The 14981-nt window shown below is 73.2% G+C and carries 13 protein-coding genes; 7 read left to right on the forward strand and 6 right to left on the reverse strand.

Going from position 1 to position 14981, the window contains the following annotated elements; all coding sequences use genetic code 11:
- Positions 1–16 precede the first annotated feature (16 nt).
- Positions 17–1081 (reverse strand): uroporphyrinogen decarboxylase, encoded by a 1065-nt coding sequence (hemE, locus tag DVA86_RS09645; protein ID WP_208877395.1) that lies wholly within the window; start codon positions 1079–1081, stop codon positions 17–19.
- 82 nt (positions 1082–1163) lie between these two features.
- On the opposite strand from hemE, the gene DVA86_RS09650 reads away from it, so the two are divergent.
- The 6 genes from DVA86_RS09650 (at position 1164) to DVA86_RS09675 (ending at position 8215) form a co-directional block, all read left to right on the forward strand.
- Entirely contained in the window at positions 1164–1829 is a 666-nt protein-coding gene (locus DVA86_RS09650) for a DUF3000 domain-containing protein (protein WP_208877397.1), read from the forward strand.
- Between the two features lie 205 nt (positions 1830–2034).
- Positions 2035–2712 (forward strand): response regulator transcription factor, encoded by a 678-nt coding sequence (locus DVA86_RS09655; protein WP_208877398.1) that lies wholly within the window; start codon positions 2035–2037, stop codon positions 2710–2712.
- Positions 2713–2799: 87 nt separating this feature from the next.
- The gene (locus tag DVA86_RS09660) at positions 2800–4071 is read left to right on the forward strand and encodes a ribonuclease D (protein WP_208877399.1); all 1272 of its coding nucleotides are present in this window, start codon (positions 2800–2802) and stop codon (positions 4069–4071) included.
- Positions 4072–4293: 222 nt separating this feature from the next.
- On the forward strand, positions 4294–5508 hold the full coding sequence (locus tag DVA86_RS09665) for a thiolase family protein (RefSeq protein ID WP_208877400.1): 1215 nt from the start codon (positions 4294–4296) through the stop codon (positions 5506–5508).
- Entirely contained in the window at positions 5505–7634 is a 2130-nt protein-coding gene (locus DVA86_RS09670; protein WP_208877401.1) for a 3-hydroxyacyl-CoA dehydrogenase NAD-binding domain-containing protein, read from the forward strand. Before DVA86_RS09665 ends, DVA86_RS09670 begins: the two co-directional genes overlap by 4 nt.
- A gap of 128 nt (positions 7635–7762) precedes the next feature.
- A complete protein-coding gene (locus tag DVA86_RS09675; RefSeq protein WP_208877402.1) occupies positions 7763–8215 on the forward strand; it encodes a PIN domain-containing protein in 453 nt (150 codons plus the stop codon).
- Here DVA86_RS09675 and DVA86_RS09680 read toward each other — a convergent pair.
- The 3 genes from DVA86_RS09680 to DVA86_RS09690 form a co-directional block, all read right to left on the reverse strand.
- Positions 8197–9681, reverse strand: coding sequence for an ArnT family glycosyltransferase (locus tag DVA86_RS09680; protein WP_208877403.1), 1485 nt, complete (start codon positions 9679–9681; stop codon positions 8197–8199). The genes DVA86_RS09675 and DVA86_RS09680 overlap by 19 nt on opposite strands.
- Before the next feature lie 109 nt (positions 9682–9790).
- Entirely contained in the window at positions 9791–11302 is a 1512-nt protein-coding gene (locus tag DVA86_RS09685; RefSeq protein WP_245996463.1) for an amino acid permease, read from the reverse strand.
- A gap of 61 nt (positions 11303–11363) precedes the next feature.
- Positions 11364–11756 (reverse strand): MFS transporter, encoded by a 393-nt coding sequence (locus DVA86_RS09690; RefSeq protein ID WP_425470794.1) that lies wholly within the window; start codon positions 11754–11756, stop codon positions 11364–11366.
- On the opposite strand from DVA86_RS09690, the gene DVA86_RS09695 reads away from it, so the two are divergent.
- Positions 11743–11919: a hypothetical protein gene (locus DVA86_RS09695; protein ID WP_222623475.1), complete on the forward strand. Its 177-nt coding sequence runs from the start codon at positions 11743–11745 to the stop codon at positions 11917–11919. The genes DVA86_RS09690 and DVA86_RS09695 overlap by 14 nt on opposite strands.
- On the opposite strand, the gene DVA86_RS09700 is transcribed toward DVA86_RS09695, so the two are convergent.
- Together DVA86_RS09700 and dxs are read right to left on the reverse strand one after the other, a co-directional pair.
- The gene (locus DVA86_RS09700; RefSeq protein WP_245997571.1) at positions 11916–12737 is read right to left on the reverse strand and encodes an SGNH/GDSL hydrolase family protein; all 822 of its coding nucleotides are present in this window, start codon (positions 12735–12737) and stop codon (positions 11916–11918) included. The two genes, DVA86_RS09695 and DVA86_RS09700, sit on opposite strands and share 4 nt — an antisense overlap.
- Positions 12738–12900: 163 nt before the next feature.
- Positions 12901–14829 carry a 1-deoxy-D-xylulose-5-phosphate synthase gene (dxs, locus tag DVA86_RS09705; RefSeq protein ID WP_208877404.1) on the reverse strand — a complete coding sequence of 643 codons (1929 nt, stop codon included), beginning with the start codon at positions 14827–14829 and terminating at the stop codon, positions 12901–12903.
- Positions 14830–14981: the final 152 nt, after the last annotated feature.

Genomic DNA, 14981 nt, shown 5'->3' on the forward strand with positions numbered 1-14981 from the left:
GCTGTCCGCACGGCGGTTACCGCCCCGTGGCCTCGTGCACGTACGCCACGAGCCGCGTCAGCGCGTCCGGGTCGGTGTCAGGGAGGACGCCGTGGCCCAGGTTGAAGATGTGCCCGTGCACGTCCCGTGCCGCCTCCAGCACCTGCGCCGCCTGCTCCTCGACGGCCTCACGCGGCGCGAACAGCACGGCGGGGTCGAGGTTTCCCTGTACGGCGTGGCCCGGGCCGATCCGGCGGGCGGCCTCGTCCAGGGGCACGCGCCAGTCCGCGCCGACCACGTCGGCGCCCGCGGTGGCCATCAGGCCGAGGAGTTCGCCGGTGCCGACGCCGAAGTGGATGCGGGGCACGCCGTATTCCGCGACCGCGTCGAAGACCTTGGCGGAGGCGGGCAGCACGGACTCCCGGTAGTCGCGCGGCCGCAGCGCGCCCGCCCAGGAGTCGAAGAGCTGTACGGCCGACGCGCCCGCCTCGATCTGCACGCGCAGGAAGGCGGCGGTGATCTCCGCCAGCCGGTCCAGCAGGTCGGCCCACAGCTGCGGGTCGCCGTACATCAGTGCCTTGGTGTGCTCGTGGTTCTTGGACGGGCCGCCCTCGACGAGATAGCTGGCGAGCGTGAACGGCGCGCCCGCGAAGCCGATGAGCGGGGTGCCGCCGAGTTCGCCGGTGAGCATGCCGACGGCCTCGGCGACGTACGCCACGTCGGCCGGTTCCAGCGGGCGCAGTCGGTCCAGGTCGGCGCGCGACCGGATCGGGCGCTCCACGACGGGGCCGACACCGGGCTTGATGTCGAGGTCGACGCCGATCGCCTTGAGCGGCACCACGATGTCGCTGAAGTAGATGGCGGCGTCCACGCGGTGGCGCCGTACGGGCTGCAGCGTGATCTCGGTGACCAGGTCCGGCCGCATGCACGACTCGAGCATGCCGGTGCCCTCGCGCGCCTTGCGGTACTCGGGCAGCGACCGCCCGGCCTGCCGCATGAACCACACGGGGGTGTGCGGCACCGGTTCACGGCGGCAGGCTTTGAGGAAGGCGGAGTCGCGGGTGGCGGTCGGCGGGCCCGTGGGGCGGTCGTTGGCACTCACAACCCGAAGTTTCGCACGCGGCGGCGGGCGGACTCGTGTCCCTACCGGCACCGGCGGCCGGGTACGCCTACTCTTTCCGCCCATGGCAGCGGCTCGAACACGAATGGCGGGAAACACTGACGGCATGGAGAGTACGGACGGCACCGACGGGAGCGGCTTCCCGCCCGCCTTCCGGGACGCCGTGGCGGCACTGGACGCCGTACGGCACAGGCCGGAGGTACGGCTCGCCGCACTCCCCGCGCCGAAGCGGCTCGCGCCCTTCGCGTACGCGCTGGAGGCGACGGTCGAGTACGCCGACGAGGAGCTGGCCGACGGCCGCTTCGTGCTGCTGCACGACCCGGACGGGCAGGGGTCGTGGCAGGGCACGTTCCGGGTGGTCACGCTGGGCCGGGCGGAGCTGGAGGCGGAGATGGCGGTGGATCCGCTCCTGCCGGAGGTGACCTGGTCGTGGCTGACGGGTGCGCTGGAGGCGCGTGAGGTGGGTTACGGGGCGCCGAGCGGCACGGTGACGCGCTCGGGCTCGTACTTCTTCGGCGGCATGGCGGACCGTACGCCGCAGAGCGAGCTGGAGATCCGGGCCAGTTGGAGCCCGGACCCGGCCGAGCGGCCGGACGCGGCCCCGGACGTGGCGGCCCATCTCGGCGCGTGGTGCGACGTGTTGTGCCTGTGCGCGGGGCTGCCGCCGGGGAACGGAGACGGCGGGGCGGTCGTACCACTGCCGCAGCGCCGGGGACCGCAGCACATGTGACCAGGCGTGTCGGGGCGGGACCGTCGAGCGGCTGTCCGAATTGCACTATTTGTTATCACTGATTCGTGATCATTCTCTAAAGCCGCTCGGAGTAGCTGCCGAAGGAGTCTGTGACCCTTCCACCAGGGAACGTCCCGGCTCGTCCCGTCATACGGCGTGTGTCCGCCGAGCCGGCTCCCTCCCCGCCACTCCCCCAGGAGGCCCGGTGTCTGTTCTCCTCGAGCACCCCACAAGCCTGGTCGCCTACCGCCCGAACAAGCCGACGGCCATGGTCGTCGTAGCCGACCCCCGAGTCCGTTCCACCGTGACCCGCCATCTCTGGGCGCTCGGCGTACGGGACGTGATCGAGGCGTCGTCGATCGCGGAGGCCCGTCCCCGAGTCGGCAACCCACGTGACATCTGCGTGGCCGACGTCCACCTGCCGGACGGCTCGGGGCTCACCCTGCTGTCCGAGACCCGAGCCGCCGGCTGGCCGAACGGCCTGGCCCTGTCCGCCGCCGACGACATCGGCGCCGTACGCAACGCACTCGCCGGCGGCGTCAAGGGCTACGTCGTCACCGGCACCCGCAACAGCCTCGGCGGCGCCATGCCCACCCGGCACGGCGCCGCCCCCATCGGCGCCGCGGCGGCGCGCATGCACCGCCGCCCCGGCGGCGGCCCGGGCGGCCCCGGGCACCCGGGCGGGCACCGGGAACTGTCCGGGCGCGAGGTCGAAGTGCTGCGGCTGGTGGCGGAGGGCCAGTCGAACAAGGCCATCGGCGTCTCCATGGGCCTGTCCGCCCTGACGGTCAAGAGCCACCTGGCCCGTATCGCCCGCAAGCTGGGCACCGGAGACCGCGCCGGGATGGTCGCGGTGGCCCTCCGGACGGGCATCATCCACTGACCGCTGTCCACCTCCACGAAGCGCCCGCCGACGGAACGTTCCGTCGGCGGGCGCTGCACAGCGCGTGCGCACGGCTACCCTGGTCCGGTGACCGACGCCCAAGAGACCGCATCAGCAAACGCAGCTCAGGACCCCTCCGAGGACCGGAGTCCGGCGCCGGTCCCCCTTCTGGAGCCGCGCGAAGGCATCCCTCCGGTGACCGCCGACGCGGCGGATCTGGACCGGGTCGTGGCGGCGTTCGCAGCGGGTACGGGGCCGGTCGCGGTGGACGCCGAGCGGGCGTCGGGGTACCGCTACGGCCAGCGCGCGTATCTGATCCAGCTGCGCCGCGAGGGCGCGGGCAGCGCCCTGGTCGACCCGGTCGCCTGCCCGGACCTGTCGGGCCTGTGCGCGGCACTCGGCGACGCCGAATGGGTGCTGCACGCGGCCACCCAGGACCTGCCGTGCCTGCGCGAAATAGGCATGGTCCCCGGCCGCCTCTTCGACACCGAGCTGGCCGGGCGGCTCGCCGGGTTCGCCCGGGTGGGGCTGGGCGCGATGGTCGAGAACGTCCTCGGCTACGCCCTGGAGAAGGGCCACTCCGCCGTCGACTGGTCCACCCGGCCGCTGCCCGAGCCGTGGCTGCGGTACGCGGCACTGGACGTCGAGCTGCTGGTCGACCTGCGGGACGCGCTGGAGGAGGAGCTGCGCGCGCAGGGCAAGCTGGACTGGGCGCTCCAGGAGTTCGCGGCCATCGCGACGGCGCCGCCGCCGCAGCCGCGCAAGGACCCGTGGCGCCGTACGTCCGGCATGCACAAGGTCCGCAGACGGCGGCAGATGGCCGTCGTACGGGAGCTGTGGAACGCGCGCGACCAGGTCGCACAGCGGCGCGACGTGTCCCCCGGCAAGGTGCTTTCCGACATGGCGATCGTCGAGGCAGCGCTCGGGATGCCGGCGAACGGCCAGGCGCTCGCGGCGCTGCCCGGCTACGGGCACCGGATGGGCCGCCGCCAGCTCGAGCAGTGGCAGGCGGCGATCGAACGGGCGCGGGCGCTCCCCGATTCCGAACTGCCGCAGCAGGGCCCCTCGTTGAACGGTCCGCCGCCGCCCCGCTCCTGGGCCGACAAGGACCCGGACGCGGCGGCGCGGCTCACGGCCGCGCGCGCGGTGGTCACCACCCGCGCGCAGGAGCTCAACCTGCCGCAGGAGAACCTGCTCGCGCCCGACACCGTACGGCGGCTGTGCTGGGAGCCGCCCGCGGACGCGTCGGAGGCGGGCGTCGCCGACGCGCTACGCGCGTACGGTGCCCGCCAGTGGCAGACCGAGGAGACCGCCCCGCTGCTGGCCGAGGCCCTGACGGCGGTGGCACCGGCGGAATGACCGGGCCGCGGCCGGACGGCACCGTACGGAGCGCGAACCGGCACCGTACGGAGCGCGGACCGGCAACCGTACGGAGCGCGGAGACGGTCCCGTACGGAGCGCGGGCGGAGGTGTGCCGCCCTTCACTGCGGGCGGCCCTTGCCACGGTGTTACCGGTAAGTAGCATGGGGGCCGGGAAGTACGCCGTACGGCGTCACCACCGCACCCTGGAGGAGAGCCAACGTGCCTCGTACCGCTAGGGACGTCGTCTTCGTCGACGGCGTCCGAACCCCCTTCGGCAAGGCGGGCCCCAAGGGGATCTACCACGAGACCCGCGCCGACGACATGATCGTCAAGTGCATCCGTGAGCTGCTGCGCCGGAACCCGGACCTGCCCCCGGAGCAGGTCGACGAGGTCGCCGTCGCCGCGACCACCCAGATCGGCGATCAGGGGCTCACCCTGGGGCGTACCGCGGGCATCCTGGCCGGGCTGCCCAAGACCGTGCCCGGCTACTCCATCGACCGGATGTGCGCCGGTGCGATGACCGCCGTCACCACCACGGCCGGCTCGCTCTCCTTCGGCGCGTACGACGTCGTCGTCGCGGGCGGCGTCGAGCACATGGGCCGGCACCCGATGGGCGAGGGCGTCGACCCCAACCCGCGCTTCGTGTCGGAGAAGCTGGTCGACGAGTCCGCGATGTTCATGGGCATGACCGCGGAGAACCTCCACGACCGCTTCCCCACCCTGACCAGGCAGCGTGCCGACGAGTACGCCGTGCGCAGCCAGGAGAAGGCCGCGAAGGCGTACGCCAACGGCCGTATCCAGCAGGACCTGGTGCCGATCTCGGTCCGCCGGACCACCGGCGAGGGCGGGGAGAACGGCTGGGGCCTGGCCACGGCCGACGAGCCGATGCGCCCCGGCACCACGCTGGAGAACCTCGCCGGGCTGAAGACGCCGTTCCGCGCGCACGGCCGCGTCACCCCGGGCAACGCCGCCGGGCTCAACGACGGCGCCACCGCCTCGCTCCTCGCCGCCGAGGACACCGCGCGCGAGCTGGGCCTGCCCGTACGGATGCGGCTCGTCAGCTACGCCTTCGCGGGCGTCGAGCCCGAGGTCATGGGCATCGGCCCGGTCCCGGCCACCGAGAAGGCGCTGAAGAAGGCCGGTCTCACGATCGGCGACATCGGCCTGTTCGAGATCAACGAGGCGTTCGCCGTCCAGGTGCTCGCGCTGCTGGAGCACTACGGCATCGCCGACGACGACCCGCGCGTCAACCAGTACGGCGGCGCCATCGCGTTCGGCCACCCGCTCGCCTCCTCCGGGGTGCGGCTGATGACGCAGCTGGCCCGGCAGTTCGAGGAGCAGCCGCAGGTGCGCTACGGCCTGACCACCATGTGCGTCGGCTTCGGCATGGGCGGGACTGTCATCTGGGAGAACCCCCACTGGGAGGGCAAGTGAGCAAGACCGCCGAACTTCTCAAGGGAGCGGCCGAGCTGTTCCCCGACGAGGTCGTCACGCAGGCGCACGTACGCCATCTCGACCTCCCGTACGGGGCCGGGCGCTTCGCGCTGATCACGCTGGACAACGGGCTGGACCACACCAAGCCGACCACGTTCGGGCCGCAGTCGCTGGCGAACCTGGACGCCGCGCTCGACCAGGTCGAGACGGAGGCCGCGGCGGGCGACGTCGTCGGCGTCGGCCTGACCGGCAAGCCGTTCATCTTCGCGGTGGGCGCGGACCTCAAGGGCGTCGAGCTGCTGAAGCGGCACGAGGACGCGCTGGCCATCGGGCAGGGCGGCCACGCCGTGTTCCGGCGGCTGTCGGCGCTCGCGGTGCCGACCTTCGCGTACTACAACGGCGCCGCGATGGGCGGCGGCGTCGAGGCCGGGCTGCACTGCTCGTACCGTACGGTCAGCGCGGCCATCCCGGCGTTCTCGCTGCCCGAGGTCTTCCTCGGCCTGGTGCCCGGCTGGGGCGGCTGCGCGCTGCTGCCGAACCTGATCGGCGCCGACCGCGCCGTCAGCGTGATCATCGAGAACTCGCTGAACCAGAACAAGCAGCTCAAGGGCCGCCAGGTGTACGAGCTGGGGATCGCCGACGCGATCTTCGAGGGCGCCGACTTCCTCGAGGAGTCGCTGAAGTGGACCGCCCAGGTGCTCAAGGGCGACCTCGAGGTGGTGCGCGCCGAGATCGACCGCGACGAGGCGTGGGACCAGGCCGTCGAGCGCGGCAAGGGCATCGCGGACAGCAAGGTGCACGGCGCGGCCCCGGCCGCGTACCACGCGCTCGACATCATCGCCGCCGCGAAGACCGGCGACCTGCGCGCCGGCTTCGAGGCGGAGGACCGCGCGCTGGCCGAGCTCATCATGGGCGGCGAACTGCGCAGCGGCATCTACGCGTTCAACCTCGTGCAGAAGCGCGCCAAGCGCCCCGCGGGCGCCCCCGACAAGTCGCTCGCGCGGCCGGTCACCAAGGTCGGCGTGGTCGGCGCGGGCCTGATGGCCAGTCAGCTGGCGCTGCTGTTCGCGCGCCGCCTGGAGGTGCCGGTCGTGCTGACCGACATCGACCGGGAGCGCGTCGACAAGGGCGTCGGCTACGTCCACGAGGAGATCGACAAGCTGCTGCTCAAGGGCCGCGTCGGACAGGACAAGGCGAACCGTCTGAAGGCCCTGGTCACCGGCTCCCTGGACAAGGCGGAGTCGTTCGCGGACGCGGACTTCGTCATCGAGGCCGTGTTCGAGGAGATGGGCGTCAAGCAGCAGGTGTTCGCGGAGGTCGAGGCGGTCGTGCCGGAGCACGCCGTGCTCGCCACCAACACCTCGTCGCTGTCCGTCTCCGAGATGGCGTCGAAGCTGAAGCACCCGGAGCGGGTCGTCGGCTTCCACTTCTTCAACCCGGTGGCGGTGCTGCCGCTGCTGGAGATCGTGCGCGGCGAGCGCACGGACGACGCGACGCTGGCCACGGCGTTCGCGGTCGCGAAATCGCTGAAGAAGACGGCCGTGCTGGTGAAGGACGCCCCGGCGTTCGTCGTGAACCGCGTGCTGACCCGCTTCCTCGGTGAGGTCCTCGGCTCCATCGACGAGGGCACCCCGGTCGAGGTCGCGGACCGCGCGCTCGCGCCCCTCGGGCTGCCGATGTCGCCGATCGTGCTGCTGGAACTGGTCGGCCCGGCGGTCGCCCACCATGTCGCGGGCACCCTGCACGCCGCGTTCCCGGACCGCTTCGGCGTCTCCGATAACCTCGGCCGCATCGTCAAGGCGGGCAAGCGGAACCTGTACGTCTACGACTCCGGCAAGCCGGAGCTGGACCCCGAGGTCGCCGCGCTGTTCGAGACCGGCGACACGGTGCTGACCGAGGAGCAGGTACGCGACCGGGCGCTGGACGCCATCGCCCAGGAGCTGCGGATCATGCTGGACGAGGGCGTCGTCGCGGAGGCCCAGGACATCGACCTGTGCCTGATCACGGGCGCGGGCTGGCCGTTCCACCTCGGCGGCATCACCCCGTACCTGGACCGCGAGGGTGTCAGCGAACGCGTGACGGGCAAGCGGTTCCTGGAGCCGGGCGTGGCCAGCGTGCCGGCGTAGGAGCGTACGGAACAACCACCACGGCAGGGGGTGCGCTCGCTCCGGCGGCGCACCCCCTTCCGTATGCCCAGGTGTCCGTGTGCCCGTGTGGCCGTGTGCCGTGCCGCGTGAACGGGGAGGAGGCCCGGATGAGAACGCTCCTTGTGGTGGACGCCGCGAACGTCATCGGCTCCGTCCCCGACGGCTGGTGGCGGGACCGCCACGGCGCCGCGGAACGCCTCCGCGACAGCCTCGTCCCGTACGCCGACAGCGGCGTGCCCGGCCGCCCAGGGCCCGCCGAGGTGGTGCTCGTGGTGGAGGGCGCGGCCCGTACGGTGCCGTCCGTGCCCGGCGTACGGACGGTCGCGGCGCGCGGCAGCGGCGACGACGCGATCGTCGAGGTGGTCCGCGCGGAGGCGCCGGGCCGCGACTGCGTGGTGATCACGGCCGACCGGGGGCTGCGGGAGCGCGTACGCGCGCTGGGCGCGGAGGTCAGCGGGCCGCGCGCGGTGCGCCCGGAGGCGGGCGGACCGGACGGGCCGGACGGATCTGGCGGGGGCGATGGCGGGTCCGGGACCGGCCGTCAGTCACGCCGTACGTAGAACACCGCGCCGTCGACGCTTCCCGCCCGCTCGTAGTGCGTGGCGATGTAGCGGCGGAGCGTGGGGATGCGGGCGAGCCGGTACGGCTTGCCGCGCGAGTCGTCCACGATCACCTCCGGCGGCCGCTCCGCCAGGTCGCGCTGGAACGTACGCCAGCTGCCCGGCATCCCGTACCGCTCGGCGACGCGTACGCCGCCCCGGCCGCCGCTGTAGTTCGTGAGGAAGCCCGCGGTGAGGAAGCGGGACGAGGGGGTGCGGTCGGCGAGCCAGTAGTCCTCCGGGTGCATGCCCCACACCAGCACCGGGTCGCCGGGCCCGGCGCGCTCCTTCAGCTCGGCGGAGACCCGCTTGGCGTGGTCCAGCTCGGGGCGCGGCAGAACCAGGCCCCAGACGACGTACCCGGCGGCCAGCACCAGCGTGGCCGCGAGCGCCACCGTGGCGGCGCGGGGCCGCAGTTCGCGCAGCGCGGCGGTGGCGAGCAGCGCCAGGGGCGGGACGAGCTGGATGTAGTAGTGGCCGTAGAACTGGAAGCCCACGGCCACCGCGACGCCCGAGGCGGCCAGCCACACCCACAGGTCGGGTACGGCGAGCGGGCGCCGCCGTACGCACGTCACGTACGTCAGCGCCGCGAGCAGCGGCAGGCTGGCGATGACCAGCAGGCTGGCGTTGCCGGCGCCGCGCATGACGGCGAGGCCGACGGCACCCTCGACGGAGGCGTACGAGCCGGAGCCAGTCGCCGTCCAGTAGCTGAAGCGGCCGACGCCGAAGGTGAGCGCGGCGGCGCCGAGCGGCACCGCGTACGCCGCCACCACCCGCAGCAGCGCGAGGGCGCCCGCGCGGGAGTGCGCGAGGAGGAACAGCACCGGCAGCAGGACGGCGCCGCCCGTCTGCTTGGTGAGGGTGGCGACGGCGGCGGCGAGCCCGGCCCAGACCCAGTGGCGGCGGTCCGCGCACCACATGGCCGCCGCCGTGAACGGCAGCATGAACACCTCGAAGGTCGCGGCCTGCGTGTCCTCCGGGTTCAGGCCGATCGCGAGGAGCACGCTCAGCCCGCCCGCGATCCAGGCCGCGCGGTCGCCCCAGCGGCGCCGCGCGAGGGACGCGACGAGCACGGCGGTCGCGACGGTGGCGGCCACGGCGGCGACGCGCAGGGGCCACAGCGACTCGTCGCCGAAGACGGCGAAGGCGCCGCGGTAGATCCACGGCAGCACCGGCGGCTTGCGGTCCACGACGGTGTCGTAGAGGACGCCGCCGTCCGCGAGCTGCCGCGCCTGCGTGGCCAGGAAGCCCTCGTCGGGGTTCCACACCGTACGGAAGAACGACGGCAGCCGGGTCACGGCGGCCAGCAGGACGAGTACGGGCAGCAGCCGGAGCCAGAACGCCCGGCGGGTCGCGGTCGTCTCCGCGGACGGGAGGAGGCCCTGGCCCGGCTTCAGGCGCTGCGGCTCCACGGCGCGTGCATGCATGCGGGTCAACCTACTGCCGCCGCGCCCGTGCTCGCGGGCCGGGTCGCCACCGGGCCGGGTCCGTACGGGGCCGTCCCTACAGGGCCGGGGTCGCCACGAGCCCGGGCCGCTACCGCCGAGTGCCCGCGTTCAGCCTGCTGCGCCTGCGCCCGTACGAGAAGTACAGCGCGACGCCGACGGCCATCCACACGCCGAACCGCAGCCAGGTCTCCCCCGAGAGGTTCAGCATGAGCCACACGGAGGCGGCGATCGAGGCGGTGGGCAGCAGCGGCACCCAGGGCGTGCGGAAGGAGCGGTGCAGATCGGGCCGGGTGCGACGGAGGATCATGACACCCAGGGCGACGACGGTGAACGCGAACAACGTCCCGATGTTCACCAGGCTGGCCAGCTCCTCGATGCTCGTGAAACCCGCGACGACGGCGACGACGAGGCCCAGCAGGAGCGTCGAGCGGTACGGGGTCGCAAAGCGGGGGTGCACCTTGGAGAAGATCCGCGGCAGCAGGCCGTCGCGGCTCATCGCGAAGAACACGCGGCTCTGGCCCAGCAGCAGGATCAGGCACACGGTCGTGAGGCCGACGGCGGCGCCGAAGCTGATGAACCCGGCGTACACCGGATGCCCGGTGGCCTTGAACGCGTCGGCGAGCGGCGCGTCCACCGTCAGCCGCGTGTAGTGCTGCATGCCGGTGACGACGACGGCCACGGCGACGTAGAGCACCGTGCAGATGAACAGCGAGCCGAGGATGCCGCGGGGCATGTCGCGCGGTGGGTTGCGGGTCTCCTCGGCGGCGGTGGCCACGACGTCGAAGCCGATGAAGGCGAAGAACACCACGGAGGCCGCCGTGAAGATGCCCTGGACGCCGAAGGTGGTCGGCTCGTAGCCGAAGATCAGCTGGATCAGCGGGGCGTCGAAGCCCGAGCCGCCGAGGGTGCCCTCGGCCTCCGGCACGAACGGGCGGTAGTTCTCCGCCTTGATCAGGAACGCGCCGGCGACGATCACGATCAGCACGACCGTCACCTTCACCGCCACCACGAGCGCCGTGACGCGTGCGGACAGCTTCATGCCGAGCAGCAGGATCACCGTCAGCACCAGCACCAGCAGCGCGGCCGGCAGGTCGAACCCGAACCCGTCGGCGGCGGTGGGCCCTTGGAGGGCGGTGGGCAGCTCCCAGCCGGCGGTGTCCATCAGCGACCGCACGTAGCCGGACCAGCCGACGGCGACGACGGCGGTCGCGAGCGCCATCTCGAGCATCAGGTCCCAGCCGATGATCCAGGCGGGGAACTCGCCGAGGGAGGCGTACGAGAAGGTGTACGCGGATCCCGCGACCGGCACCGTCGAGGCGAACTCGGCGTAGCACAGGGCCGCCAGCGCGCAGACGACGCCGGAGACCGCGAAGGCGATCGCGACCGCGGGCCCCGCGGTGTCCCTGGCCACCGAGCCGGTGAGCACGAAGATGCCGGTGCCGATGATGACCCCGACGCCGAACACCGTGAGGTCGAGCGCGGACAGCGACCGGCTGAGCGCGTGGTCGGGCTCCTCGGTGTCCTGGATCGACTGCTCGACGCTCTTCGTACGGAACAGCCCTCCGGAGCCGCGGCCTTCCGCGTCCACGTCCTTGCTCACCCGTACCTCCGTGGTCGTTTCAGGCGGCCATCGTCGTCCCGTCGCGGGGACGGCGGGGCAGCTACACCGCGGAGCCCGGTTCCTTCACCCGAAGGGACGACGTGTCCGCTCCGCTGCCGCGCAGCACGGTGAGGGCGACGAGGGCCGCGGCGACCAGGAGCGCGGCGCTGAGGGCGAGGCCGAGCGCGTACCCGTCGTTGAGCGCGCCGGGCGTGGCCGGCTCGCCCGTACGGTGCTGTGCGGCGGTGCCGAGGGCGGCGAGCCCGAGGGAGGCGAGCCCGAGGGAGGCGCCGAGCTGGCGGGAGCTGTTGAGCAGCGCCGAGGCAGTGCCCGCCTCGTGGGACGCGACGCCCGCCGTGGCGGTGGCGACGACCGGCCCGAGGCAGAGCCCGAAGCCGACGCCGGCGACGACGGACGGGCCGAGCACGTCGGTGGCGAACGTGCCGCCGGACACCGCCCCCGGCAACTTCGAGGCGTCAAAGGTGCCGCGGCTCGCGGCCGTCGGGCACCGGTGGGGGACGGTGGCCGCGCGGGACACGTACCCCGAGGGCCTCAACGCCCTCGTCGACGGGCTGCTGGCACAGGCCACGAAGGCGAAGGACCGTCCGGCCCGCTAACCCCCGGTGCCGTCCTGCGGCGCGGTGCCGTCCTGCGGCGCGGTGCCGTCCTGCCGCGCGGTGGGCGCCACCGGCATCAGCTGCGGGCGTTTGGCGCCGCGGCCGTCGCCGGAGGAGCGTCCGCGCAGGCGGCGCAGGACCCAAGGGCCGAGGAAGTCGGCCATCCAGCGGAGTTCCACGCGCAGGGCCTGCCACGGCGGCGGCGAGGGCAGCACGGGGAGCGGAAGGGTCCAGGAGCTGTCGGCTCCGGGGAGCCGGAGCGCGTGCGCGAAGGCCGCCGCGGAGCGCTCGTGCCCGAGCGGCGAGAGATGCAGCCGGTCCGCGTCCCACAGGCGCGGATCGACGGTGACGGGGTGCGCGGCAGTGTCCACGACGGTGACGCCGTGCCGCTCGGCGGCCTCGTGGATACGGGCGTTGAGCGCGCGTGCGCGGGAGGCGATCGGACGGGCGAGGGGCGCGACCTTCCCGATGTCGGGGAAGGTGAGCGTGACCACGTGCGTCCCGGCGTCGGTGAGCGCCGCGAACGTCGCCTCCAGATGCCCCGCGACCCCGTCCACGTCGTAACGGGGCCGCAGGAAGTCGTTGACTCCCGCGACGACCGTGGCCAGGTCCGGGCGCAGGGCGAGCGCGGCGGGCAGCTGCACCGTACGGACGTGGTCGGTGCCGCACCCCCGTACCGCCAGGTTGGCGTACCGCAACTCCGGGGAGGTGGCCGCGAGCCGCTCGGCGAACCGGTCGGCCACGCCGCGGTACCCGGATTCCTCGTCACCGTCGCCGATGCCCTCGGTCGTGCTGTCGCCCAGCGCGACATAGCGCAGAAAGCTGCGGCCGTGACCGTCCCCCGCTTCCCGGCGGCCCTGGCCCTGCTGCCCGGCGTGCGACAAGGTCACGTCGGCCTCCCTCTCGATCTGCTGACGGACCCTGGGCGGGTGCCGTACCGGCTGTCGACGGCGCACCACGGCCCCGCCGACGCCGGGCCGGTCAGTCGCGGGCGATCTGGCCCCGCGCTTCGGCGCCGTCGAAACGGCTGTCGTGGCCGCCGAGCCTGGCGACCAGCCCGGTCACCTGGCGCGCGATGTCGGGCGCGGTAAGGCCGATCTCGGCCAGCACCTCCTTGCGCGACGCGTGGTCCAGGAAGCGCTCCGGAATGCCGAAGTCCCGCAGCGGCACGTCCACGCCCGCGTCCCGCAGCGCCTGCGCGACCGCCGAACCGACGCCTCCCGCGCGGCTGTTGTCCTCCACCGTCACGACGACCCGGTGCCGCTCGGCGAGCGGCGCCAGCGCCTCGTCCACCGGCTTGACCCAGCGCGGGTCGACGACGGTCGCCGAGATGCCCTGCTTGTCCAGCAGATCGGCGACGTCCAGGCACATCGGGGCGAGCGCGCCGACGGAGACGATCAGCACGTCCGGCTGCTCGGCGCCGGTCTCGCGCAGCACGTCCAGACCGCCGACACGGGCCACGGCCGGTACGGCGGGGCCGACGGCGCCCTTCGAGTAGCGGACCACCGTGGGCGCGTCGTCCACCGCCACGGCCTCCCGCAGCTGCGCCCGCAGCTGGTCGGCGTCGCGCGGCGCGGCGAGCCGCAGTCCGGGCACGCACTGGAGGATCGACATGTCCCACATGCCGTTGTGCGAGGCGCCGTCGGAGCCGGTCACGCCGGCCCGGTCGAGTACGAACGTCACGCCGCAGCGGTGCAGCGCCACGTCCATCAGCACCTGGTCGAGCGCGCGGTTCAGGAACGTGGCGTAGACGGCGAAGACCGGGTGCAGCCCGCCGGTGGCCAGGCCCGCGGCGGAGACCGCGCCGTGCTGCTCGGCGATGCCCACGTCGTACACGCGCTCGGGGAACGCCTCGGCGAACTTGTGCAGGCCCGTCGGGCGCATCATGGCCGCCGTGATGGCGACGATGTCCTCGCGCTCCCGGCCGAGCCTGACCATCTCCTCGCCGAACACCGAAGTCCAGTCGGCGCCCGAGGACTTGACGGGCAGTCCGGTGTCCGGGTGGATCACGCCGACGGCGTGGAACTGGTCGGCCTCGTCCTGCCGGGCGGGCTGGTAGCCGCGGCCCTTCTCGGTGAGGCAGTGCACGATGACCGGGCCGCCGAAGCGCTTCGCGCGCTGCAGCGCGGACTCGACGGCGGCGATGTCGTGCCCGTCGATGGGGCCGACGTACTTCAGGCCCAGGTCCTCGAACATGCCCTGCGGCGCCACCAGGTCCTTGAAGCCCTTCTTGGCGCCGTGCAGCGTCTCGTACAGCGGCTTGCCGACGACCGGGGTGCGGTTGAGCACCTCCTTGCCGCGGGCGAGGAAGCGCTCGTAGCCGTCGGTCGTACGGAGGGTGGCGAGGTGGTCGGCGAGGCCGCCGATGGTCGGCGCGTACGAGCGCTCGTTGTCGTTGACGACGATGACCAGCGGCCGGTCCTTCGCGGCCGCGATGTTGTTCAGCGCCTCCCAGGCCATGCCGCCGGTCAGCGCGCCGTCACCGATGACGGCGACGACGTGGTCGCCGGTACGCCGCAGCTCGTTCGCCTTCGCGATGCCGTCGGCCCAGCCGAGGACGGTGGAGGCGTGCGAGTTCTCGATGACGTCGTGCTCGGACTCGGCGCGCGACGGGTAGCCGGAGAGCCCGCCCTTGGCCCGCAGCCGGGAGAAGTCCTGACGGCCCGTGAGCAGCTTGTGCACGTAGCTCTGGTGGCCGGTGTCCCACAGGACACGGTCGGCGGGCGAGTGGAAGACTCGGTGCAGGGCGATGGTCAGTTCGACCACGCCCAGGTTGGGGCCGAGATGGCCGCCGGTCTTGGAGACGGACTCCACGAGGAAGGTACGCACCTCCTCCGCCAGCTGCTCGAGCTGCTCCGGGCTGAGCCGGTCCAGATCGCGCGGTCCCGTGATGCCGGTCAGCAGCGCCACCCGTGCCTCCTTGTGCTGTCGAGCTTGTGCCGTCGAGCTGTGTGCGGTCCCGTGAGTCTAATGTTCCGGTCGTCCCGGCGTTCATCCGGCTGTCGTCCCGGACCGTGCGATATCGGTCACGCGGGTGGCCCCGGACACGGCTGTGCCCGGCA

Source organism: Streptomyces armeniacus (assembly GCF_003355155.1).
GTDB classification, from domain to species: Bacteria; Actinomycetota; Actinomycetes; order Streptomycetales; family Streptomycetaceae; genus Streptomyces; species Streptomyces armeniacus.

Excerpts from the sequence above, each read along its gene's own strand:
- DVA86_RS09680 (WP_208877403.1), bottom strand. The coding sequence starts at position 9,681 with ATGCATGCACGCGCCGTGGAGCCGCAGCGCCTGAAGCCGGGCCAGGGC.
- DVA86_RS09675 (WP_208877402.1), top strand. The coding sequence starts at position 7,763 with ATGAGAACGCTCCTTGTGGTGGACGCCGCGAACGTCATCGGCTCCGTC.
- DVA86_RS09650 (WP_208877397.1), top strand. The coding sequence starts at position 1,164 with ATGGCAGCGGCTCGAACACGAATGGCGGGAAACACTGACGGCATGGAG.